Here is a 22,873-nt window from a genome sequence, read left to right as displayed (position 1 = left end):
TGAACCGCTGCCCATCGCCAGGAGTGGGGCGGCCGAATCGCTTTTGCCAACTTCGGGTTCCCGGATAAGGCGGCTCCGCGGCGGTAATCCTTCCGGGCCATTCCCGTATTGTCTGGCAAGTCCGCTTCCGGTCAACGGCAGTGGCTGGTACAACTGCCGGCTGGGGCAGGTCTTGAATCGCGCCGGCATTGGCTGGTGCTTGCATTCTACTCTTCCCAACTCCCCTTTGCCACGACGGTTGCCCTTGTCCGGGACGTCGCCAACAAGGCAAATGGCCAGTTTCGGGGTCATGAAAACATCCGGACCGCAAAAATTTATACGTTGGTTACACATTCGTACCTGCGTGACGAGCTCGAACGCCCTGCCTGGCGTCAGGATGAAGTTTCGGGAGCCCGGTTTTGTTCTGTAGGGTTGGTTTTAAGTTCGATTTATCGCCAGTTGCGGGGCGGCTCCGTCGCTCGGTGGTCGAAATAGCTCTATTATGGGTCAAAATGGTGGTTACGGATTGTAACCTCATTTTTTACATCTAAGAAAAAATTGTAATTAATGCCTTCAAAAAACGCAAATAATTGTAAATTCCTTAAATTATTTAATAAAAATCACTTGCAAATTATATATTAGTTTCATATCTTTGACATTGAACTTTTATTCTAAAAAACCAATTAAAAACAACGCTTATGGTTAGAAAAATTGTACTATCGTTCATTGCTGCGATGGGCATCTTCGCCTTGGCGAGCGCTCAGCAACGGCAAGTTTCCGGTACAGTGACCGGGCACGATGGGAGTCCCATCGCGGGTGCGACAGTTCTTCTTGACGGCACCTCGATTGGTACAACGACCGGCGCCGACGGTTCGTTCGCAATCTCGGTTCCGGCAGACGGCACACTGGCCATCTCCTTCATCGGCTACCAGGCCGTGAAGGTCCCTGTTGCGGGAAAGACCCGCATCGATGTCACGCTGCATGAGGATACGACGGACATCGACGACGTGATTGTCGTGGCGTTCGGTACGGCCCGCAAGGAAGCGTTCTCCGGTTCGGCTTCGGTGGTTAAATCCGAGGATATCGCCAAGATGCAGACGTCGAACGTCGCTCAGCTGCTTTCGGGTACTTCGCCCGGTGTTCAGCTGCAGACCACTTCGGGTCAGCCCGGTTCGGCTCCCAAGGTGATGATTCGCGGTATCGGCTCCATCTCGTCGAGCACCGACCCTCTGTGGGTTGTCGACGGTATCCCCTACGACGGTGACCTGGCCCTCATCAACTCGAACGACATCGAGAACCTGACCGTCCTCAAGGACGCTGCCTCGACGGCCCTCTACGGTTCGCGTGGTGCCAACGGTGTCGTCATGGTGACCACCAAGCGCGGCAAGGGCGGCGATGCAATCGTTACGGTCGATGCCAAGGTGGGTGTCAACTCTCGTGCCGTTCGCGACTACGAGTACGTGGACAATCCGGCTCTCTACTACGAGACGATTTACGGTGCCATGTATGATTATGGTGTCAATGAACTCGGTTACGGAGCTTCGGCCGCTCAGCGCTACGCCAACGACGAGCTGATTCGCAGCCTCCGTTATCAGGTTTACAATGTGCCCAAGGGCCAGTATTTCATCGGCTCCAACGGTAAAATCAACCCCAACGCCACGCTGGGCAACGTCTACACGGCGTCGGACGGCAACCGCTACCTGCTGACTCCCGATGACTGGGAGGATGCCGCTTTCCACACCTCGGTGCGTCAGGAGTACAACGTCAACGTGTCGGCTTCGAACGACCGCGGCAGCTTCTACGGTTCGTTCGGCTACATGAACGACAAGGGTATCGTGACCAACTCCTACATGAAGCGTTACACCGCTCGACTGAAGGCCGACTACCAGGTAAAGAAGTGGCTCAAGGTGGGTGCCAACGCCAGCTACGCCAACTACGACTCGCAGAGCGTATTCGAGGAGGCCTCCTATGGCTCGAACTCGGTATCGAACCTCTTCGGTGTGGTAACCCAGATGGGCCCTATCTACCCGCTCTACGTTCGTGACGAGAACGGCAACATCCTGCGCGACCAGTACGGCCACCTGCGCTACGACTACGGTTCGGGCGAGGCTGAGGACGGTATCGCCGGCCTGCAGCGTCCCGTGATGACCGGTTCTAACGCCATTGCCACCCAGCAGCTCGACATCGAGAGCCAGGCCATCGGCAACGCCTTCACCGGTACTGCATTTGCAGAGGCCACTTTCCTCAAGGACTTTAAGTTCCAGTTCAACGTCGGTGTCAACCTCGACGAGACCCGCTATACCAACTTCACCAACCCCTACTACGGCGGTTACAAGGACATGAACGGTATTCTGGGCAAGGAGCACGACCGCTTCTTCTCGTTCAACATGCAGCAGATTCTCAGCTACAACAAGACTTTCAACGACAAGCACACCGTCGACATCATGATTGGTCACGAGAACTACAAGCGCAAGAGCTCGGTGCTCCACGCCTCGTCGTCGAACATGTTCTCGGACAAGCTGCTCGAGCTGGCTGGTGCAATCGTTAAGGGTACGAATACCTCTTATGAAAACGGCTACAACACCGAAGGATATTTCGGTCGTGCCGAGTACAACTACGACAACAAGTACTTCGTCAGCGGTTCGTATCGTCGCGATGCATCGTCGCGCTTCCATCCCGACCACCGTTGGGGTAACTTCTACTCGTTGAGCGCCGCATGGCTTATCAACAAGGAGAACTGGTTCAATGCTCCCTGGGTCGACATGCTGAAAATCAAGGCTTCGGTAGGTCAGCAGGGTAACGACGGTATCGGTGAGTACCGCTACACCGACCTGTGGCAGATTCAGTCTGCAGGTGGTGAGGTTGCCGGTACGCTCTATACGAAGGGTAATCCCAACATTACGTGGGAGACCAACACCAACATCAACGCCGGTGTTGACTTCAGCCTCTGGCAGGGCCGCTTGAGCGGTACGGTCGAGTACTTCTACCGCAAGACTTCGGACATGCTCTTCCGTCTGCCCGTGCCGCTGTCGATGGGTTATTCGTACTACTACGACAACATCGGCGACATGCACAACGCAGGTGTCGAGTTGACCCTGAACGGTACGGTAATCCGCACGAAGAACGTGCAGTGGGATTTGAACCTCAACATGACCCACTACAAGAACGTCATCGACCGTCTGCCGGCCGAGCTCATCGAGCATGATGCCGGTTATCAGAGCGGCAACTTCTGGATGGCCGAGGGCAAACCCCTCTACAACTGGTACATCAAGCGCTATGCAGGCGTTAATCCCGATACGGGTGAGGCCATGTACTGGGCTTGGGAGGACAAGAACGACCATTCGAAGGGCATGAAGAAGGTGAACAACACCAGTGAGGCCGACTACATGGAGGTTGGCAAGACCTCGCTGCCCGACCTCTACGGCGGTTTCGGTACGACGGTTGCTTTCTACGGCTTCGACCTTTCGGTTAACTTCACCTACTCGATTGGCGGTTACGCTTTCGACTACGGCTACTACAGCACGATGGGCTCGCCCGGTACGTCGGGTGGTATGAATATCCACCGCGATGTGCTCAAGTCGTGGACTCCCGAGCACAAGAATACGGATATCCCGCGTTTCCGTTACCAGGACCTCTATACGGCCGGTTACTGCGACCGCTTCCTGGAGGATGCAAGCTATCTGAACCTGCAGAATATCAACTTCGGTTATACCTTCCCGAAGAGATGGCTCAAGAAGCTCTCCATCGAGTCGCTGCGTATCTACCTCTCGTGCGAGAATGTCTTCTACTGGTCCAAGCGTGAGGGCTTTGACCCGCGTCAATCCTTCTCGGGTGACGATGTCAGCAACACGCGTTACTCTCCGATTCGTGTGATTTCGGGTGGTATTACGCTGAAATTCTAAACCATAAAACTGAAGGACGAATATGAAAATATTGAAATATCTTGTTGCGTTCGGTGCCGTTGCATCCCTTACGACGGGCTGCATCAAGGAGGAGCTGCCGACCAGCTACGTTTCCAACGAGCAGATGGCCGAGTCTCCTGCCGCACTGGTAAACGGTATGAATGCCTGGCTCACGACATTCAATACGATGGGACTCGCCAGCGAACAGCACTACGATTTCGGTTGGTCCGGTATCTGCATGGGTACCGATGCTCTGACGCCCGACGTGGCTGTAACGGATTACGGTTATGACAACGGTTTCCTCAACTGGCGAGGTGTTACTCCTGAGCTGAGCCAGGAAGGAGCGGCTCCCCGTTTCATCTGGAACTTCTGCTATTCGCTCATCAACATGGCCAATACGCTCATCGGCCAGATTGACCCCGAGAACATGTCCTCGACCCAGCAGGAGTACCTTGGTCAGGCGCTGGTATATCGCGCCATGGCCTACTTCCATCTGGCCCGCGTTTTCGAGTACAAGGGTACGGAGCATGGCGCATGGGACGGTCTTTCGGTCCCCATCGTCGATGAGAATACCACCGAGCAGATGGGTCGTCGCAATCCCCGCGTCGAGACTGACAAGCTCTATGATGAGTTGATTCTTCCCGACCTTCAGAACGCTGTCAAGTATCTTGAGGGTTACACGCGTCCGGCCAAGAACAAGGTTGACCAGGCCGTTGCCTACGGTATGCTGGCCCGCGTATATCTGCAGCGCGAGCAGTGGAAGGATGCAGAGGAGGCTGCTACCAAGGCCATCGAGCTGAGCGGTGCCACGCCGCTGACCGAGGCTCAGTGGATGAGCCCCACCACCGGCTTCAACGACATCTCGACGCCTGCATGGATGTGGGGTATCATCGTAACGGCCGACAACCGCGTCGTAACGACCGGTATCTGCAACTTCGTATCGTTCATGTCGCCCGAGGCTACCTATGGCTACAGCGCAGCCGGTGGCTGGTCTTCGGCCAAGCAGATTGATGCGGCGCTCTTCGCCAAGATTCCCGATACGGACTGGCGCAAGCGTTCGTGGGTGAACCCCGACCGTGAGAAGTATCCCTACTCCTACTATCAGACGACGCTCGACAAGAAGACGTGGGAGAACTCGATTCAGGCCTACACCGGCTTCAAGTTCCGTCCCGGCGAGGGTAACGGCGTTACCTTCAGCGTAGGTTCGGTTGCCGACTTCCCGCTCATGCGCGTCGAGGAGATGTACCTGATTCAGGCCGAGGCTGCCGGTATGCAGAACCTTTCGCGCGGCAAGCAGCTGCTCGAGACGTTCGTGCAGACCTACCGAAACCCGAGCTTCCGTTCGGCTGCTTCCGATGGCAAGGGCCTTCAGGATGAGATTTTCCTGCAGCGTCAGATTGAGTTCTGGGGCGAGGGTATCATCATGTTCGACTACAAGCGTCTGGACAAGCCGCAATTCAAGGGCTATACCGGTACGAACCACTTCGCGGAGTGCCGCTATAACAGCCCCGACGGCAATGCACCCTGGACGACGCTGCCGCTCCCGCTGGCTGAAGTCAGCGCCAATACGATTCTCAAGGACCAGCAGAATCCCGACCCGGTTCTCTATCGTGGTACCCTGTGGCGTTAGTAACGTGTAATTTGTAAAACAGATAACTCATGAAAGCTATCAAGAAATTATTATATTTTCTGGCCGTGGCCGGCACGACGATGTTCGCATCGTCGTGCACGGAGGAGATGGACTACACGCCGGCACCGCGTCCGGCGGGTCAGCAGGTCTATTTCGCTACCGACATGAGCGAGACGGTCAACCTGGAGGAGAACTCTTCGTCGGTTACGATTCCCGTATACCGTGTTGTCGCCGATGAGGCAGCCTCCTTCTCGATTTTCGCAACTGAGGAGAGCTCACTCTTTTCGATTCCCTCGACGGTGGATTTTGCTGCCGGTGAGAACTCTACCAATCTGGTTATCACTTATGATTATGCGAAGCTGACGCAGGACCAGATGTATCCCTGCACGCTTACCATCGGTGATACGGAGAACACGTCGCCCTACGGCATGAGCTCGTATGAGTTCTCGTTTGTTGCACCTGCTCCTTGGACCTCGCTGGGTATGGGTACCTATACCGAAGACGTCATTACGGCAGCCTATGGTATTGACAATGTATCGTTCGAGGTTGAGGTTCAGCAGTCCGACAGCAATAAGGGTCTCTATCGTCTGAAGAACCTCTACCGTGCCGGTACCGGTCTGTTTGCGATTTACAACTTCGCAGATGCTACGGGTGCAGCTTCGGACTACTACATCACCCTTGATTGCTCGAATCCCGAAGCCGTAACCATCGCCGAGCAGCCTCTGGGCTTCTCCATTGAGGGTTTTGGCGAGCTGAAAATCTTCAGCAACGCTCCGGGTACGTTGGCTAATGGTGTGATTACCTTCCCCAAGAATGGCCTTTCGCTCAACATCCCGACCGTCAGCAACAATCGTCCTACGAATGCTTCGGGCAAGTTCAAGCTCGTTCTTCCCGGTGCCGTGGATATCAATCCGACTGTAGCTGTTGAGTTCGTAGGTACCTATACGTCGTCGGACAATACCTCTTCAGCAATCTTCAAGCTGACCCCCAACGATGATGTGGCTTCGTATAAGTATGCCTATTTCGAGGGCGTAGCTTCGGCAGCTCAGGTTGAGGGATATGTTGAAGGTATCATCAACGGTACGATTGAGAGCTCGGAGATGGAGAGCTCGGGTGCCGAGGAGAATCTGCTTGTTTCCATCGCCAAGTCCGGTCGCTATACTCTTGTAGTCATTCCTTACGGCACGGCTGCTGGCGCCGCAGTTGCGGGTACTCCGACCTCTCTTGCCTTCAAGTATAACGCAGGCGGCGAGGAGGTTCCCGATGCTCCGGCTCCCGAACTGACGCTCGAGACCATCCCTGCATACGAGGGCTACGACGAGGCGACGAGCTTCTTCTATCGAATCAAGGGTGCCAATATCTCGGCAGGCAAGATTTATCTGAACAAGACGAGCGTCATTGAGGGTTCCGGAATTGACATCAAGGATATCATCAACGAGTATGGTGAAGACCTGTCTGATTCCGAGATTGAGGAGATTGTTTCCGAGAATGGTTACGAGAACGGCTTCATCAAGTTGGAAACCGGCACCTCTTACACGTTTGCTGTTCTTGTACAGAACATCGACGGTGTTGAGGTAATCAAGACGCTGGAAAAGACTCTTTAGCGGCAGGAATATCACTCCACAAGTTGATAATGAAAGACCACTTCCCCAGGAAGTGGTCTTTTTTTGACGGAGACGTGAGGACGTTGTCTTGTCGGCGTTCTGTGTTCGGCTCTTCCAAGCCTGTGGCGCCCCGAATTGGTTAATCCGCCTCGGAAAATCGTCTATGTTCGTGTTTTTTAGCTCAGTTTGCAAAAAAATGCTATTTTTGCAGCAAAATAAAGTTTCGACGTTATGAAAATCACGGAAATCATTCCCGGAATCCATTACGTGGGCGTCAACGACCGCACCACGACCCGCTTCGAGGGGCTCTGGTCGCTCCCTTACGGCGTCTCGTACAACTCCTACCTCGTTGTCGACGAGCAGGTGGCCCTCATTGATACGGTCGAGGAGGCGTTCGGCAGCCGCTTTGTCGAGAACATCCACGAGGTGCTCGGTGACCGAACGGTCGACTACCTCATCGTAAACCACATGGAGCCCGACCATTCGTCGTCGATTCGGACGCTGCGTCTGCTCTATCCCAAGATGCTGATTGTCGGCAACGCCAAGACGCTGCAGATGCTTGCGGGTTTCTATGGCATCACCGACGGAACGCTCGAGGTCAAGGAGGGCTCCACCATCCAGCTCGGTGCGCACACCCTTCAGTTCCACCTCGCCCCGATGGTTCACTGGCCCGAGACGATGGTGACCTGGTGCCCTGAAGCGAAGGTGCTCTTCTCGGGCGACGCCTTCGGTACGTTCGGTGCGCTCAACGGCGGCATCACCGACTCGCAGCTCGAACTGGACCACTTCTGGGACGAGATGCGCCGCTACTACGCCTGCATCGTGGGCAAGTATGGCGCTCCGGTGCAGAAGGCGCTGCAGAAGCTGGGCGGACTGCCCATCGAGACCATCTGCGCGACGCACGGTCCCGTATGGCAGCGCGAGATTCCGCGTGTGGTTTCGATGTACGACCGTCTGAGCCGCTACGAAGGTGAGCATGGCGTGGTGATTGCCTACGGCTCGATGTACGGCAATACGGAGCAGCTGGCCGAGCGGATTGCCCGCGAGCTGGCCGAGCGTGGCGTGCGGCCGATTGTGATGCACAATCTGACGACGGCCGACATGTCGATGGTCGTGCGCGACGTCTTCAAGTACGATACGCTGCTCGTCGGTTCGCCGACCTACAACGCCGAGCTCTTCCCCGAGGTGGAACACCTGCTGCGCAAGATTGAGGCGCGCTGCGTGCCGACGCGTAACTTCGGATTCTTCGGTTCGTTCTGCTGGGCCGGTGCCGCCGTGCGCCGCATGAAGGAGTTCGCCGAGCGGATGAAGTGGGAGCCCATCTGCACCCCCGTGGAGATGAAGCAGGGCTTCGACGCCCGCAGCTACGACGCCGCCCGGACGCTCGCCGAGCAGGTAGCAGCCCGCTTCAACGAGCAGTAGAAGCCGCGCGGCTGTGTACCTCTGCCCGTGCCGTGGTGTTCGCGGTCGATGGCAGCGGGGCAGCGGGTCCGTGGAGCCGTTGGCAGTAAGCCAAACGGGAGACCTTCTCGAAAGAGGGTCTCCCGTTTTTTTGTTCGGAGCCGGACTGAACGGTAGCGTGCCTCCGGTCAAAGGCCGCTACGTGTCCGGCTCGGAGATTCAGAGGCTCAGAGGGTCGGAAGTGCGGCGCGGCGGGCGTTGAACTCCTCGACCAGCGAAGCGACAATCTCGCCTGCCGACGGCAGGTCGCGGATGAGCGAGGCGATTTGTCCGATTTCGAGCTCTCCCTCCTCGAGGTCCCCCTCGAAGATGCCCCGTCGTGTCCGACCGAAGCCTATCAGCTCGCGCAGCTCGTCGGCCGAGGCTCCGCGCGCCTCGGCTTCCTCCATGTGGTGGTAGAAGGCGTTGCGGATAAGCCGTGTGGGGCTCAGCCGCTTGAGTGCGAGCATCGTATCGCCCTCCTGCAGCGTGATGCAGAGCTGTTTGAACTCCTCGCTGGCCGAACTCTCGGCGCTGAGAGCAAAGCGCGTCCCCATCTGAACGCCCTCGGCGCCCAGTGCGAAGGCAGCCAGCATGCCGCTGCCCGTAGCGATGCCGCCGGCCGCGATGAGGGGGAGCGTCACCGCCTCGCGCACCTGCGGGATGAGGACCATCGTCGAGCTCTCCTCGCGTCCGTTGTGGCCGCCCGCCTCGAAGCCCTCGGCTACGACGGCATCGACCCCCGCAGCCTCGCTTTTGCGGGCAAATCGCGAGCTCGAGACCACATGGGCGACCTTGCACCCGGCATCGTGCAGCCGCGAGGTCCAGGTGGCCGGATTTCCCGCCGAGGTGAAGACCACGGGGACCCGTTCGTCGATGATGACCTGTATGAGCTCGGCGGCGTAGCGGTACATGAGCGGTACGTTGACGCCGAAGGGGCGGTCGGTCGCCTCGCGGCATTTGCGGATGTGTTCGCGCAGCAGTTCGGGAGTCATCGAGCCCGAGCCGATGAGGCCGAGCCCTCCCGCGCGGCTCACGGCGGCGGCGAGCCGCCAGCCGCTGCACCAGACCATGCCGCCCGAGACAATCGGGTAGCGGATGCCGAATATTTGGCAGATTCTGTTCTCCATGTTGCAGTGTGGTTTTTCGCAAATGTAGCAAAAATCGGGGATTTTCTCTGCTCGGCGGCTCACTTCGTTTTGGAGCCGAGTCGCCACGAATTCGGCGTTCGATTTGGCGTTTCCCCGAAAAATGGCGATTTTTGCAGCGTCTAAATCCGATTACGCATGCTCTATACCGACGATACGCGCATCGAGGCGCTGGCGCTGCACCTCGTGGGCAACAAGATGAAGGACGAACCGCTGCTGCTCTCGCCCGGGCCTTCGACCCAGACCGGCGACGAGGAGCTCACGCGCATTCTGGTAGCCTACTTCCTCGGGGGCTTCAAGGGCGAGGAGACCTACAACCTCTTCCACGAGAGCGACCTGGAGTGCAACGAGGTCTACCGCTTCGCCTGCCGGATTTTCGACGATGCGGAGCACTTCTACGACCACTCCGTAGCGCTGGCGCGCCACCTCTACGAGGCGGGCGGCCATCCCCAAATCAAGGGCGGCGAGTTCTACGTTGTCTGCTTCTCGGGGTGCCGCCTCGGCGGGGAGTCGCTCGACGCGGTGGGGCTCTTCAAGTCCGAGACGCGCGATACGTACCTCGACGTGAGCGAGCAGCAGGAGGGGCTTCACATCTCGGCCTTTCGCGGCATCAACGTCGACCGGCTCGACAAGGGGTGCCTCATTCTTGCCTCGGAGCGCGAACAGGGCTTCGTCGTGCGGGTGGTCGACAATACGAACCGCGTCGAGGCGCGCTACTGGACCGACGACTTCCTCCACGTGCGTCCGCGTCAGGACAACTACCACAATACGAACAATGCGCTGGCGATGTGTCGCAGCTACGTGACGCGCCATTTGCCGTCGGAGTTCTCCGTCTCGAAGGCCGACCAGGCCGAGCTGCTCAACGAGACGATGAACTACTTCCGCGAGCAGGAGCACTTCTCGCTCGACGACTTCTCGGAGCAGGTCATCCGCCAGCCCGAGGTGGCCGAGAGCTTCGCCCGCTACAAGGAGGAGTACGAGCGCGAGCGCGACATCCGCATCGAGGACGAGTTTGCCATCTCGGACCCCGCCGTCAAGCGCCAGGCGCGCAACTACCGGAGCGTCATCAAGCTCGACCGCAACTTCCACATCTATGTCCACGGCAACACGAACCTTTTGGAGCAGGGCGAGGACGAGCGGGGCAAGTACTACAAACTCTACTACGAGGAGGAGGCGTAGCGTCGTGACTGTTTCCAGAGAGTTGATACCCCCGTCGGACGACCTTCCGTGGCCGCTGCACCGCCTGCCGGTCGAGGTTGACCCGGCAACGCTTCCCGAGCGTTTTACCTGCCCCTTCTGCTATCGTCCCCACCCGCTCTGCGTGGCCGCCTCGGCGAGCGTGCAGGCCTACATCGCTTCGCGCGCTGAGTGGCGCGACGAACTTGCGGCCGGTAAGATGTTCGGCGTGCTCATTGTCCGGGACAGAGGGGGAGCGGTTGGCTTTCTGGCCGCCTTTTCGGGTAATCTGGCCGCAAGTAACCACCATGCCTACTTCGTCCCTCCGGTCTATGACATGCTGCAGCCAGACGGCTTCTTTTTGCGCGAAGACCGTGCCATCTCCGAGCTCAACGATGCGGTTGCGGCGCTCGAGCAGGATGCCCGGCTGCTCGAGGCCCGGCGCGAGCTGCACCGCCTCGAGCAGGAGTCTCAAAGCGAACTCTCCGAGGCTCATGCGGCCGAGGTGCGCGCTCACGAAGAGCGGGAGCGGCTTCGGGCGCAGACAACCGATGCCGCCGAACTTGCGGCCCTGACACACGCCAGCCAGCACGAGCACGCCCTGCTGCACCAGTTGAAGCGGCAGTGGGCCGAGCGGCTTGCCGAGGCCTCGGCGGCCGTCGCCCCGCAGCTCGAGGAGCTGCGACGCCTCAAGGTCGAGCGCCACAGCCGCTCGGCCGAGCTGCAGCAGCGGCTTTTTGCCCAATTCCGCATGCGCAACGCCCGCGGCGAGGTGCGCGACCTCAACGAAATATTCGCCGCCACGCCCCACCGGGTGCCTCCTGCCGGCGCCGGCGAGTGCGCCGCCCCGAAGCTGCTTCAGTACGCCTTCACGTCGGGGTTGCACCCCGTGGCGATGGCCGAATTCTGGTGGGGCGCCTCGCTGCGAAGCGAGGAGCGCCTCCAGGGCGAATACTACCCGGCCTGCAGCAGCAAGTGCGGCCCCATCCTGCGCTTCATGCTCCAGGGACTCGACGTCGAGCCCAATCCGCTCGAGAAAGCCCCCCTCATCCCGTAATTACTCTTCCGCTGCCGTTTTTGCATCGGTGTCGCCCGGTCGGGGCCCTGCAGCTCGCGTGCGGGCATAAAAAAAGAGGTTCACTCAAGTGAACCTCCTCTCTTTTTGCGTGGAATCAACTCCTACTCGCCGTAGATGTAGATTTCGCTGAAGAGGCAGTTCTGCCCCGTCGCATAGATTCTCAGGTAGCGGCACGTAACGGACTTGGTGAACGAGAAGTCGAAGTCGCCGGCTGCCGGAAGCTCGATGTCGCTGCCCTGGAGCGACCAGCTGCTGCCGTCGCTGCTCGTGTAAATCGAGACCTTGTCGGGAGCATAGGCATCGCCCCACTGGTTCGTCGTCTTGAAGCCGGTGACAGTTACCTCCTTGCCGAGGTCAACAACAACCTCCAGGTTGTTGTAAACGTACATGTAGGAACCTGCATCTCCATCGGTCAGGGTATCCGTTTCAGTGCCGTTGCACGTTACCGTCCAGCTCGAGCGGTTGGTCAGCTCGTTGCCCGAGGGGGTCTCCAGCGAGACGTTCTTCAGGTCGACGGGCTCCTTGTTTACGACAATCGTCAGCTCGTTCAGATTCGTCGAGAGACGGGTAATGTTCGAAGGCGTTGCTGCCGCGACGGTAATCTTGGTAGTCCACGTTTGCGAACTTACGACGTCGGTTGCATAGGACCAGTCGCCGTTGAGCGTCGTCGTTGCGGTAATCTGGCCGGCGGGAATCACAACCTCCAGGGTTTCGAAGGTCCAGGCCTCTTCGCAGTCCGACTCCATGGCGAGCGTTGCGGTGATGTCCTGCGTTGCGGGGCGCGAGAGCTTTACCGTAACGGGAACCGAAGCCTTGGCCTCGACCTCTGCGGTCGGGTGGTTGATATTGAGCGTCAGCGTGGAGACGCCCAGCTTCGGGCGCTCGATGCCGACATAGATGGCACTCCATTCGTTTACTTCGGACGAGCTGTCATCCGAGCAGGATGCTCCGCCGAGCGCAAGGGCGCAGGCAAAGGCAAAATAGAATATCTTTTTCATTATAGAATATCTTTTTCATTTTTGGTGTTGTGTGTTTTTTACAGCAAATACTGCGCAACTCTACGGTTGCGCAGTATTTGTGTTGCTGGCTATTCCGGCCAGGCAGTCTCGGTGTCGGTCGAGAGGATATTCTCCACCCAAACGGGGTCCTGCTCGGCGGTCAGCGTGTGGCCGTTGCCGGTGCAGTCCTCGAAGGTCTTGCCCTTACCGTCGTTCATGCGCCAGTAGCCAACCAGGCCCTCCGATTTGGCGCTGGTGGTGGTCATGTTGTTCTGAATCTGAGCCTCGGTGCGGCATACCGACCAGATACGGAGCTCCGAGCAGAGAATCTTGCAACCTGCCCACCACGTTGGGTCGCCCGTTCCGTGGGCATCGCTGCCGCCGCCGCCGAACCAGCCGGCGAACTCGAAGTTCGGGTCAATGGTGCCCTCCTTGCTGCCGGCGAATGCGCCGTTGACGTAGATGGTAACCTTCGAGCCGTCGTAGGTGATGGCGTAGTGCTGCCACTTGTTGGGCGTAATCGAAAGCGACGGGTTGAGGAACCAGCCGTTACCCTGGAACTGAATCAGCGAGTGAGCCTGGAAGCCCGTTGCGGGGTCGTAGTTCTGCGGGTCCTCGAAGCGGAGCAGGATGTTGCTGCCGCTGCAGAAGATGTCGCGGTTGCGGTTGGCCGTGTTGCTTACCTGGAAGCGGCACTCTACGGTGAACTGGGGCAGCGAAACGGGGAAGCCGGCAGCCGACAGGCCCGTGCGTCCCGTAAACATCGGCAGTGTGGAGCTGATGATGCTCTCGGTCGTGATGACGAAGGTCGACGTCTTGGTGGTCGTCGGCATGTTGCCGTCCACGCTCTCCAGACGCAGAGGAATAGCGTAGGTCTCACCAATGTACTCGGCCGGAATCGGGTTGATGTGAATCGTCACGGGGTTGGCGCTGAACGAACCTGCCTCGATGGTAATCTTGTCGGGCATCGTGAAGATTTCCGAAGGCATCGTCACGTAGCTCGATGCCTGCTCTGCGTTGTAGGTTGCCAGAACCGCATCGTCCACTACCAGACGGAAGTCGTAGTTGCGGTCGGCCTTCTCGCTCAGGCAGACGGTCAGCTGAGCTTCGGCGCCGTTGCTGGGGTCGATGGTGACCTTCGTGCTCGAAGCCGAGGTGCTCTCGTTGATGAACGCGTGGGTTCCGAGCGTTCCGTACTCGGCATCGTTACATCCCGTGGCAAATGCTGCGAGAAGTAATGCGGCCGCGATATTTAATCCTTTTTTCATGGTTTTCATTGATTGACGTTAATTACTTCATTGTCGGGTTCTGAGCCTGAATGGCCGTGCGCATCCACTTGTATGCGGGGCTGTTCGTAGCCTCGTAACCGAACTGGTACGCGCCGAAGCCGCCCTTGCGATAGCCGTTGAGCGGCTCCCAGCGGGCCATACCTACCAGCGACGGGCAGACGGCCTTGTCCTGCGTAACACCGTCACGTGTCCGCCAGTAGAAACCGCCGTTCAGACAGTCGGTCACACTCTCGCAGTTCTCGCAGATGACGTACTGGTTGGTAATCTCCTCTTCGGTCATTGTCGAGGAGAACTTCGAAAGGCAGGTCTGCAGACGGCTGTCCATGTTGTCCTCGCGGCCCGTGGCCGAAGCCGAAGGCGAACCGCCCGAGACGGTGTAGGCCTGAACGACGAAGTAGTCGATGTAGGGACCGCTCTCGGCGTTGAGCGTCTGCGGCTCGCCGTCGAGCAGCAGGAGCTTGTCGGGATTGGGCGATTTCGGGCCGATGTACTTGTTCAGCTCGACGAGCAGCGTATGCATGCGGTCGTTGTGGCTGGCCAGCTTGCCTCCGTAGCCGTAGTTGGGCTCGAAGTCGATGTCAAAGCCGTCGTAGTCATACTTGAAGACCGTGTCGGCAATCGCCTTTGCATACTTGGCGATGGCAGCGTCGATGGCGGTCTGGTCGTTGTCATCCCAGCCCCAGAACTTTTCGCGCGTTGCCTCGTCCACGTTGTACTCCTCGGGGGTGAAGTTCTGTCCGATGACCGAGGTGAAGCTGCAGAATACAACCTTCGTACCCTTCTTCTCCTGGACGTAGCGCAGGTCCTGAAGCTTGCCGGGGGTGAGGTTGGTCCACTGGCCCCACAGCGATACGATGTCCATCGAGTCGGGAATACCCATCAGCATGTTGGTCGTGTTGGTGGCAGGTTCGCCCCAGCCGCTGAACCATCCGAACGAGATGGCATGGTCGGTCTTCTTCCACTCGCGCAGGGCCTCATAATAGGCCTCGGGCTTGTTGGACTCGGTCAGACCGTGCTCGAAGATGGTTTCACTCTCCGTTTCGGTCCAGTCGCTGCAGTGCACCATGGCAAGAGCCGTGAGTGCCAGAGCAGCCGCTTTTCCAATATTCTTGATTTTCATGGTTTCAGTTTGTTTTGAGGGTGATTAGTCTTTCTTGGCCCAGAAGAGGTCCTTGGCCTGCGTGTCCTGACCTCCGAGGAGGTTGGCTACGGCGTTCTGATAGTTCGTCGTATTGTAGTCACGCTCCGAGATGGGGTAAACCAGACGACGTGCGCCGCGGCGGGTATCCACACCGTCCGTGCTCAGGTTGTCGAGCGACGGAGCCAGCTCGGGATAGCCCGTACGACGGTACTCGGCCCAAGCCTCGATGCCCATCGGGTAGTTGGCAATCCACTTCTGCGTGATAATCTGCTCGAGGTGCTTCTCGTTGGTCGTCTCGGCGTCCCAGGCAATCTTCACGGTGGTTGTACGGTCGTAGTTGTACGTTGCGCCGCGCGGGTCGCCCGTGTGGTCGGCCGGGGTGCTCTCAGCGTCGGCAATGTAGTTCGTTACATCGTCGCCCGAGACTCCGTTCTGCTCCATCGAAAGGCGGATGCCGGCCTCGTAGTAGTCCTTTGCTTCACCCGAAGTCCACCCCTTCAGCGCTGCCTCGGCTAGCAGGAACTGCGTCTCGGCTGCCACGAAGTAGGGCAGGTAGGAGGCTGCCGTCAGGTTGGGAAGCGAGTAGCTGGAGACATTGGCCTTGTCGAACTGTGCCTCGCCCGAACGCATGCCGATGTACTGGTCGGTATAGCCGGGGAAGGAGCACTTGGTGAAGTAGGCGGCACGGCGCGGGTCCTTGTAGCCGTTCATGTAGTCGGTAATCGACGAGCTGACACGCAGGTCACCCCACGATGCCGATGCCAGCTGATAGGGGTTGCCCTGTACGCCGGGGTTCACCATGGCGTTCTGGGCGTTGGTCGTAATCAGACCCACCTGGTTGGCGATGGCGGTCTTCACACCCTCCTCGTTGCCCGTACGCATGGCGATGCGCAGCGAGAGCGAGTTGGCCAGACGTGCCCATGCGGCGTAGTCACCGCCGTAGATGGCGTCGTTGGTGAAGGGCTTCGACGAGGGATACTGCGTTGCGTAGTCCGAGAGCGTCTTGGCCGCATTCTGCAGGTCGTTGAAGATGTTCGTGTAGACCTCCTCGTGCGAGTCGTAGGGTACATACATCAGACCGTCCTTGACCTGGCTGTAGGGAATCGGGCCGTAGGTATCCGTCACGCGAATCATCGCGGCGGCACGGACGATGTTGGCGATTGCCCACCAGTGTCCGGACTCCTGCGAGAACTCAGAAATCTTGAAGAGGTTGGGGTAGATGTCCTGGAAAATCAGGTTATAGGCCTGCTGGTTCCAGTCGGCCGAGGGGTTGAACGTATCGAAGTTCATGCCGCCCCAGCGGTTCGAGCAGGTGAGGTAGCCGCCCAGGGCACCCACCATCTGGTCGACCATCTGCGAGTCGTTCTGCTGAACATACATCAGCGCCTCGACCATCGTCGGGAGCAGCATGTTCGGGTCGGCCTCCTGCGGGGCATACGGGTCGGTGTTGTACTCCTCGAAGTTGCTCGTGCAACCAATCGCAAGCCAACCCGACAGGAGCGTCAGGAATGTATATTTAACTATTTTTTTCATAGGTCCGTGCGGGTTTAGAATTGCAGTTTGACATTGAATCCGAGGTTACGCATGCTCGGGAGCATGAAGTAGTCGACGCCCTGGTAGTAGTTGCTGCCCGTAACGGCCGACATTTCGGGGTCGAACGGAGCCTTGCAGTAAATCATCCAGAGGTTCTTGGCTACGAAGCCCACGCTCAGACGAGCCTTGTTGCGGAACCACTTCGCGGGCAGCGTGTAGCTCAGCGAGAGCTCCTGCAGACGGACGTTGGTGGCGTCGTAGAGGTAGTATGCTCCGTGACCGCCCTCGGCCGTTGCGATGGTCTGGTAGTAGGTCTGGGCATCCACCGAACCGAAGTTCACCGGAACGCCGCCGCGGTCGCGGGCTGCGGCCGAAGCCTCCGATACGCCGTAGTAGTCGAGGATACCCTGCGTTGCCGAGTAAACCTTGCCGCCGAGGCGTGCCGTGAAGACGATACCCAGGTCAATGCCCTTGTAGGAGAAGTTGTTGCTCCATCCGAGGTTGCCCTTCGGTGCGAGCTGGCCGACCTTCTGGGGCTCGATTTCGGTCATCGAGAGCTTGCCCGTCGAGGGGTCAATCAGCACGTTGCCGTTCAGGTCGCGTGCAATCTCGTGGTTGATGTAGATGTCGGTCATCGAACCGCCCTCACGCAGAATGACGCGCGGAGCCACGTCGGTCTGGCCCAGCCAGTCCTTGCGAATCTCCAGCATGTCCTCCTGCTCGCCGGTGAGCGGGTTGATCATACCGTGAGCCAGCTCGATAATCTTGTTCTCGTTGAACGAGTAGGTGAAGTTGGTAGCCCAACGGAAGTCACCCCACTTGTTGTTGTAGCCGACCGAGAGCTCGATACCCTGGTTCTGGATGTTACCCGTCTGGGCGGCGTAGTTCTGGTAACCGGTCGACGAGGCCAGCGGCATGTAAATCGTCTGGTCGTAGGTGTTCGAACGGTAGTAGGTGATGTCGAGGTTGAACTTGTTGATGAAGCGTGCGTTCACACCGACCTCCCACGACTTGGTCATTTCAGGCTGCAGGTCCGTGTTCGGGTAGGTGGTCGGGGCGCTCCAGCCGTGCGACTGCTCGTTGTAGGTGTAGCTCGGGTTCGACAGATAGCGGGCGAAGGCCGATGCCACCTGCGAGTAGGATGCGCGTACCTTCAGGAACGAGAGCCACTTCGGAGCGTTGAACATGTTCGAAACGACAGCCGAGAGACCTACCGAAGGATAGAAGAACGACGAGTTGGCCGAGTATGCCAGCTGCGAAGCCCAGTCGTTACGTCCCGTGACGGTCAGGTAGAGCATCGAGCGCCAGCCCACCTCGACGTTGGCGAAAATCGCCTGCGTCTGGTCGTGCCAGCCCTTCTGCATAATCTTGTACTTGTTCTCGGTGTTGAGGTTGAGCTTCGTGAAGAGGTTGGTCTTCTTCAGGTCGCCCGCGTCGCCCGAACGCTCGTAGCGCTGGTCGTTAATCGAGGCACCGACCTGGGCGCTGAGCGACCAGTCGCCCCACGTCTTGTTGATGTTGGCCATCACGTCGCCGTAGAAGGTGCGGTCGAGTTGCGTCTCGTCCGACAGACCGCCGTTCTCGCCGGCGAAGGTCTCCAGCGTCGAAGCGTAGTACTTCGTGGTGATGCGGTAGTCCGAGTTGTCGATGCGTACGCGGCCTGTTACGTCGAGCCAGTCGGTGATGTCCCACTTGAGCGAGGCGTTGAGCATGTAGCGGCGCTTGGTGGTCTCACGCATGATGCGGTTCTGAATCCAGTAGGGGTTCTGGAGCGAGTGAGCGCCCTCGCCGTAGGGCCAGTACTGAGCCATGTAGCCGCGAACGGGGTCCCAGCGCTCGTAGAGGCGGATTTCGTCGAAGTCGTCGCCGCGCGGGAAGAGGTAGAGGGCCGGCAGCGGGTTGTAGTACTTACCCTGCGATACCTGGTTCTGGTTGTTCTGGATGACGAAGCTTGCACCGAAGTCGAAGGTCAGCTTGTCCTTGGCGAACTTGGTGGTGTTGCGGGCCGTGAAGTTGTAGCGGTTGTACTCGGCCTCGGGGATGATGTCGGCGGCGTTGGTCGTCGATACCGAGATGTAGGTCTGGTTCTTCTGCGTGCCGGTCGAGAGCGAAACCGAGTTGATTACGTTCGTTCCGGTGTTGAAGAAGTCCTTGGCATCGAACGTGCCGTTGATTTTGTCACCCCAGCTGAAGGTCGTATTGCTGGTGCCGTAGCGGTTCTGCATCTCGGGCATCATGTAGGCCTTCGAGAACATCGTGGTGTTTGAAATCGTCACGGTGGTCTTGCCTTCGGCACCGCGCTTGGTGTTGATGAGCACCACGCCGTTGGCGGCATCCGAACCGTAGAGGGCGGCTGCCGAGGGGCCCGTCAGCATGTTGATGGACTCGATGTCCTCGGGGTTGATATCGGCGATGCTCTCCGAGCCGACCTGGGCGGTCATCGTACCGCCGGCGTCGCCGCCGAAGCTGTTGTTGTACATCGGGATACCGTCAATCACGTAGAGGGCGGCGTTGCTCTTCTCCAGAGACTTCATACCGCGCATGATGACACGCGACGAAGTACCTGCACCACCGGCACCGGCGTTGATGGTCACACCGGCCACCTTGCCCACCAGCGAGTTCATGAAGTTGGCATCCTTGACCGTCGTGATTTCATCGGATTTTACCTGCTGCACGTTGTACGACAGGGCTTTCTCCTCGCGCTTGATACCGAGGGCCGTTACGACGACGGCGTTGAGGGCCGTTGCCTCCTCCTTGAGCGTCACGTCGAGCATCGTCTGACCGACGTAGGGAATCTCCTGGGTCTGGTAGCCGATGAACGAGATGACAATCACGTCGCCCTCCTTTACTTTATTGAGGGTGAAGCTTCCGTCCATGACAGTCGTCGTACCGGAGGTGCCGTCCTGCGTGATGACCGTTGCTCCGACAATCGGACCGGCAGCATCCTTGACGATACCCTTGACGGAGGTTTCGCCTCCGTTCTGGGCGAATGCGCCGAATGTGCCGGCAACGAGAACGGCGCAGCACGTAGCGAGCATTAACTTAATTGATTTCCACATAATTAAGAGTGTCTAAAATTAAACATAAGCATAAAAGGTTAGATAAAACTTAGAAGCGACCGGAATCGGTTTCTTCTAACGGAACGGTGAGGGTTTTTGTTTTTTTCTTATAGGCTTCGGTGTTTTTGAGTTAATAAATCTTTAGAATGTTGACCTTTTTTGTTTATTGTGTGGTCCGTCGAGACCTCTTTCTACTATTATGCCTTATAACAAAATTACACATTTTTTTATTTATAACAAAATGATATTGTAATATCTTGCAAAACCGTGTACGATTCGTTCAAAATGATGTTTCATTTTACTTGTCCCGGGTTTTGTTACGCAATATGTTTTTTACTTCCATATTGCTTTCACGATTGTAACCGGCGGGGAGTGTTGATGTTGAGATTGAAATTTGGAAGCAGGTGCCTGTTTTCGAAACAGATGCAAAACACTTTCTTAAAATTTTTATTATCGTCTTTTTTAGGAATTGCCTGCCTGTCGGGAGCTCGTGGCGATGTTCTCTCGGTCGTTTTTACTGGTAGATACAGCCTCTCCGGGAGCGTCTGGAAAACTCTTTTTTCGCTGGACGAATATGTATAGCAGCCGCGTGCGCCGGAGCCTACATCGGACCTTTTGTCTCGTTTGGCGGCTCTCTGGAAGGGGGCGTCGGTTGCATGGCAGCACAAAGTCAGACAGAACCCGCATCGCTGCATCGCGATGCGGGTTCTGTCGTAAAGTTCCGGGAAGCCCTCCCGTGGGGCGTATGCCGTTTGTCGCAGTTGTCGGTTCCGGACGGTATGGAGGTGCGGAGGCGAAGCTCTCTTTCGTTCCGGAGCGCCGGAAGCGTCCGAGAAGGGCGCTCACGGCGTCGGGTCAGAGCACCACGATTTCGTCGAGGAAGAGCCAGCCGCCCGGCGTGCCGTTCGAGCGGGCCACGCAGCGCAGGTAGCGCGCCGAGGTGCGGCCCGTGTAGGCGAAGGTCTTGAAGAGCAGGTCGGGGCACTCCGTCGAGATGTCGTTGCGCACCGTGGTCAGCCGCTCGAAGTGCTCGCCGTCCTGCGAGGCGTAGATTTCCACCTCGGAGGGCACCCAGACGTAGGGGCCCTTCGACTGCATGAAGGTGAGCCCCACGTAGTGCACCTCGGTCGGCTCCTCGAGGTCGACCGTCACGTCGACGTCCGAGTTGAGGAAACCCTGCCAGCGGCGGTCTCCGTAGGTCCATCCGCCAATCATGCCGTCGGTGAGCGTCGTCTCGCCCGCGGCGGCATACTTCTCGTGCCACGGCGTGCGGTACTCCACCCGCTTGCCGCGCGCCAGATGCTCCCTGGGTTCGAGGCTCTCGGGCCGCTCGCCGTATTCATGCTCCAGGTCGAAGGGGTTGTAACCTTCCTCGCGGAGCCACTCGACGGCGCCCAGTGCCCGGCGCCGGAAGTCGTCGTAGTCGCGTCGCTCGGGAAGGCTCCATCCCGCCTCGGCAATGGCCAGCACGCGGGGGTAGAGCATGTATTCGACGTGTTCGGGCGTGGGGATGTATTCGGTCCAGAGGTTGGCCTGCACGCCCAGCAGACGGGCCTGCTCTTCGGGCGTCAGCTCGGGGAAGCTCATCTCGAAGGAGTAGACCTTGCGCAGGGGCGTATAGCCGCCGATGGAGAGCGGCTGGGTGAAGGGGGCATCCTGCGCATAGTCCAGATAGCAGTACTCGCCCGGCGTCATGATGGCGTCGTGGCCCGCGCGGATGGCCTTCAGCCCCCCTTCAGCGCCGCGCCACGACATCACCGTGGCGTTGGGGGCCAGTCCCCCGTCGAGAATCTCGTCCCAGCCCAGCAGCCGGCGGCCGTGGTCGTTCAGGAAGCGCTCGATGCGGTGCACCAGATAGCTCTGCAGCCCGTCCACGTCGGTGATACCCTCGGCCTTCATGCGGGCCTGGCACTTCGGGCAGCTCTTCCAGGCGCCCTTGCCCGCCTCGTCGCCGCCGATGTGGATATACTCCGAGGGGAAGAGCTCCATGACCTCGGTCAGAACCCCTTCGAGGAATTCGAAGGTCTGCTCGTTGCCCGGGCAGAACTCCGAGTTGACGTAGGGCTTGCCGGCGCACGAGAGCTCGGGATAGGCGGCCAGCACCTCCTCGCTGTGGCCCGGCATCTCAATCTCGGGAATCACCGTGATGTGGAGCCGGCGGGCATGTTCGACAATCTCGCGGATATCCTCCTGGGTGTAGAAGCCGCCGTGGGCCTGCGGGTCCGAGGCCTCGCAGTAGTGGCGGTCGGCCGACCACCAGTCGAGCCACGTCCGGTAGGGGCGCCATGCGGCGAACTCCGTCAGACGGGGATAGCGCTTGATTTCAAGGCGCCACCCGGCACCGTCGGTCAGGTGGAAGTGCAGCCGGTTGAACTTGAAGTGCGCCATGGCATCCAGCTGCTTGAGTACGAACTCCTTCGACTGGAAGTTGCGGCTCACGTCGAGCATGATGCCGCGGTAGGGGAAGCGGGGGGCGTCCTCCACCCGGCAGCAGGGGATGCGCCACGAACCATCGGTCTGCTTCCCGGCCAGCTGCAGCAGCGTCTGCAGGGCGTAGAAGGCGCCCGCTTCGCTGCGCGCCTCGACGCTAATCCGCCGGGGCGTCACCTCGAGCGTGTAGCCCTCTTCGGCTGCTACCCGGCGCGGGTCGATGCGCAGCGTGAGCGCGCCGCCTCGGGGCGCTTCCTTGAGTGCGAAGGGGAGCGAGGCGATATACTGGGCGAGTTCGCCTTCGCGCGCGGCCCCCGTCAGGGAGAAGGTGGCGCCGGAGGTCAGCCGGTATTCGCCCGGCTGCTCCGTGAAGGAGGCTGGAGCCGGAATGACAGGGTGGCCCGATGCGGGCAGGAGTGCGGCCGTCAGGAGCGCGGCCAGCAGCAGTGCAAGTCGTTTCATGGGG

General features: G+C 58.8%; 13 protein-coding genes. 6 read left to right on the top strand and 7 right to left on the bottom strand.

Annotated features, from left to right (window positions below; all coding sequences use genetic code 11):
- Window positions 1-677: 677 nt before the first annotated feature.
- The 4 genes from B5F90_RS03595 to B5F90_RS03580 all read left to right on the top strand — a co-directional run bounded on the left by B5F90_RS03595 (window position 678) and on the right by B5F90_RS03580 (window position 8,537).
- Window positions 678-3,881 carry a TonB-dependent receptor gene (locus B5F90_RS03595; RefSeq protein WP_087361236.1) on the top strand — a complete coding sequence of 1,068 codons (3,204 nt, stop codon included), beginning with the start codon at window positions 678-680 and terminating at the stop codon, window positions 3,879-3,881.
- 22 nt (window positions 3,882-3,903) lie between these two features.
- Complete coding sequence (locus B5F90_RS03590; RefSeq protein ID WP_087361234.1) at window positions 3,904-5,511, top strand: RagB/SusD family nutrient uptake outer membrane protein; 1,608 nt, start codon at window positions 3,904-3,906, stop codon at window positions 5,509-5,511.
- 29 nt (window positions 5,512-5,540) lie between these two features.
- A complete protein-coding gene (locus B5F90_RS03585) occupies window positions 5,541-7,115 on the top strand; it encodes a hypothetical protein (protein ID WP_087361232.1) in 1,575 nt (524 codons plus the stop codon).
- Between the two features lie 231 nt (window positions 7,116-7,346).
- Window positions 7,347-8,537 (top strand): FprA family A-type flavoprotein, encoded by a 1,191-nt coding sequence (locus tag B5F90_RS03580; RefSeq protein WP_087361230.1) that lies wholly within the window; start codon window positions 7,347-7,349, stop codon window positions 8,535-8,537.
- A gap of 206 nt (window positions 8,538-8,743) precedes the next feature.
- Here the strand turns inward: B5F90_RS03580 and B5F90_RS03575 are convergent, their stop codons facing one another.
- Window positions 8,744-9,685, bottom strand: a complete 942-nt coding sequence (locus tag B5F90_RS03575) for a nitronate monooxygenase (RefSeq protein ID WP_087361228.1) — start codon at window positions 9,683-9,685, stop codon at window positions 8,744-8,746.
- 156 nt (window positions 9,686-9,841) lie between these two features.
- Between B5F90_RS03575 and B5F90_RS03570 the strand changes: the two genes are divergently transcribed.
- A complete protein-coding gene (locus tag B5F90_RS03570) occupies window positions 9,842-10,882 on the top strand; it encodes a nucleoid-associated protein (protein WP_087361226.1) in 1,041 nt (346 codons plus the stop codon).
- A 4-nt stretch (window positions 10,883-10,886) separates the two neighbouring features.
- Window positions 10,887-11,936: a hypothetical protein gene (locus tag B5F90_RS03565; protein WP_143256095.1), complete on the top strand. Its 1,050-nt coding sequence runs from the start codon at window positions 10,887-10,889 to the stop codon at window positions 11,934-11,936.
- Window positions 11,937-12,058: 122 nt separating this feature from the next.
- On the opposite strand, the gene B5F90_RS03560 is transcribed toward B5F90_RS03565, so the two are convergent.
- The 6 genes from B5F90_RS03560 to B5F90_RS03535 all read right to left on the bottom strand — a co-directional run bounded on the left by B5F90_RS03560 (window position 12,059) and on the right by B5F90_RS03535 (window position 22,869).
- Window positions 12,059-12,955 carry a discoidin domain-containing protein gene (locus B5F90_RS03560; protein WP_087361222.1) on the bottom strand — a complete coding sequence of 299 codons (897 nt, stop codon included), beginning with the start codon at window positions 12,953-12,955 and terminating at the stop codon, window positions 12,059-12,061.
- Between the two features lie 89 nt (window positions 12,956-13,044).
- Window positions 13,045-14,223, bottom strand: coding sequence for a DUF1735 and LamG domain-containing protein (locus tag B5F90_RS03555; protein ID WP_239307734.1), 1,179 nt, complete (start codon window positions 14,221-14,223; stop codon window positions 13,045-13,047).
- A 22-nt stretch (window positions 14,224-14,245) separates the two neighbouring features.
- The gene (locus tag B5F90_RS03550; RefSeq protein ID WP_087361218.1) at window positions 14,246-15,364 is read right to left on the bottom strand and encodes a glycoside hydrolase family 18; all 1,119 of its coding nucleotides are present in this window, start codon (window positions 15,362-15,364) and stop codon (window positions 14,246-14,248) included.
- Window positions 15,365-15,388: 24 nt separating this feature from the next.
- A complete protein-coding gene (locus B5F90_RS03545) occupies window positions 15,389-16,918 on the bottom strand; it encodes a SusD/RagB family nutrient-binding outer membrane lipoprotein (RefSeq protein ID WP_087361216.1) in 1,530 nt (509 codons plus the stop codon).
- 14 nt (window positions 16,919-16,932) lie between these two features.
- A complete protein-coding gene (locus B5F90_RS03540) occupies window positions 16,933-19,977 on the bottom strand; it encodes a SusC/RagA family TonB-linked outer membrane protein (protein WP_087361214.1) in 3,045 nt (1,014 codons plus the stop codon).
- Window positions 19,978-20,832: 855 nt separating this feature from the next.
- Window positions 20,833-22,869 (bottom strand): family 20 glycosylhydrolase, encoded by a 2,037-nt coding sequence (locus B5F90_RS03535; RefSeq protein WP_087361212.1) that lies wholly within the window; start codon window positions 22,867-22,869, stop codon window positions 20,833-20,835.
- Between the last annotated feature and the right edge of the window lie 4 nt (window positions 22,870-22,873).

It is taken from the genome of Alistipes sp. An31A (genome assembly GCF_002159425.1).
Taxonomy (GTDB): Bacteria; Bacteroidota; Bacteroidia; order Bacteroidales; family Rikenellaceae; genus Alistipes; species Alistipes excrementigallinarum.
The sequence above is the reverse complement of the archived record's forward strand: the minus strand, read 5'-3'. Positions and strand labels throughout refer to the sequence as shown.

Excerpts from the sequence above, each read along its gene's own strand:
- B5F90_RS03595 (WP_087361236.1), top strand. The coding sequence starts at position 678 with ATGGTTAGAAAAATTGTACTATCGTTCATTGCTGCGATGGGCATCTTC.
- B5F90_RS03590 (WP_087361234.1), top strand. The coding sequence starts at position 3,904 with ATGAAAATATTGAAATATCTTGTTGCGTTCGGTGCCGTTGCATCCCTT.
- B5F90_RS03585 (WP_087361232.1), top strand. The coding sequence starts at position 5,541 with ATGAAAGCTATCAAGAAATTATTATATTTTCTGGCCGTGGCCGGCACG.
- B5F90_RS03580 (WP_087361230.1), top strand. The coding sequence starts at position 7,347 with ATGAAAATCACGGAAATCATTCCCGGAATCCATTACGTGGGCGTCAAC.
- B5F90_RS03575 (WP_087361228.1), bottom strand. The coding sequence starts at position 9,685 with ATGGAGAACAGAATCTGCCAAATATTCGGCATCCGCTACCCGATTGTC.
- B5F90_RS03570 (WP_087361226.1), top strand. The coding sequence starts at position 9,842 with ATGCTCTATACCGACGATACGCGCATCGAGGCGCTGGCGCTGCACCTC.
- B5F90_RS03560 (WP_087361222.1), bottom strand. The coding sequence starts at position 12,955 with ATGAAAAAGATATTCTATTTTGCCTTTGCCTGCGCCCTTGCGCTCGGC.
- B5F90_RS03555 (WP_239307734.1), bottom strand. The coding sequence starts at position 14,223 with ATGAAAAAAGGATTAAATATCGCGGCCGCATTACTTCTCGCAGCATTT.
- B5F90_RS03550 (WP_087361218.1), bottom strand. The coding sequence starts at position 15,364 with ATGAAAATCAAGAATATTGGAAAAGCGGCTGCTCTGGCACTCACGGCT.
- B5F90_RS03545 (WP_087361216.1), bottom strand. The coding sequence starts at position 16,918 with ATGAAAAAAATAGTTAAATATACATTCCTGACGCTCCTGTCGGGTTGG.
- B5F90_RS03540 (WP_087361214.1), bottom strand. The coding sequence starts at position 19,977 with ATGTGGAAATCAATTAAGTTAATGCTCGCTACGTGCTGCGCCGTTCTC.
- B5F90_RS03535 (WP_087361212.1), bottom strand. The coding sequence starts at position 22,869 with ATGAAACGACTTGCACTGCTGCTGGCCGCGCTCCTGACGGCCGCACTC.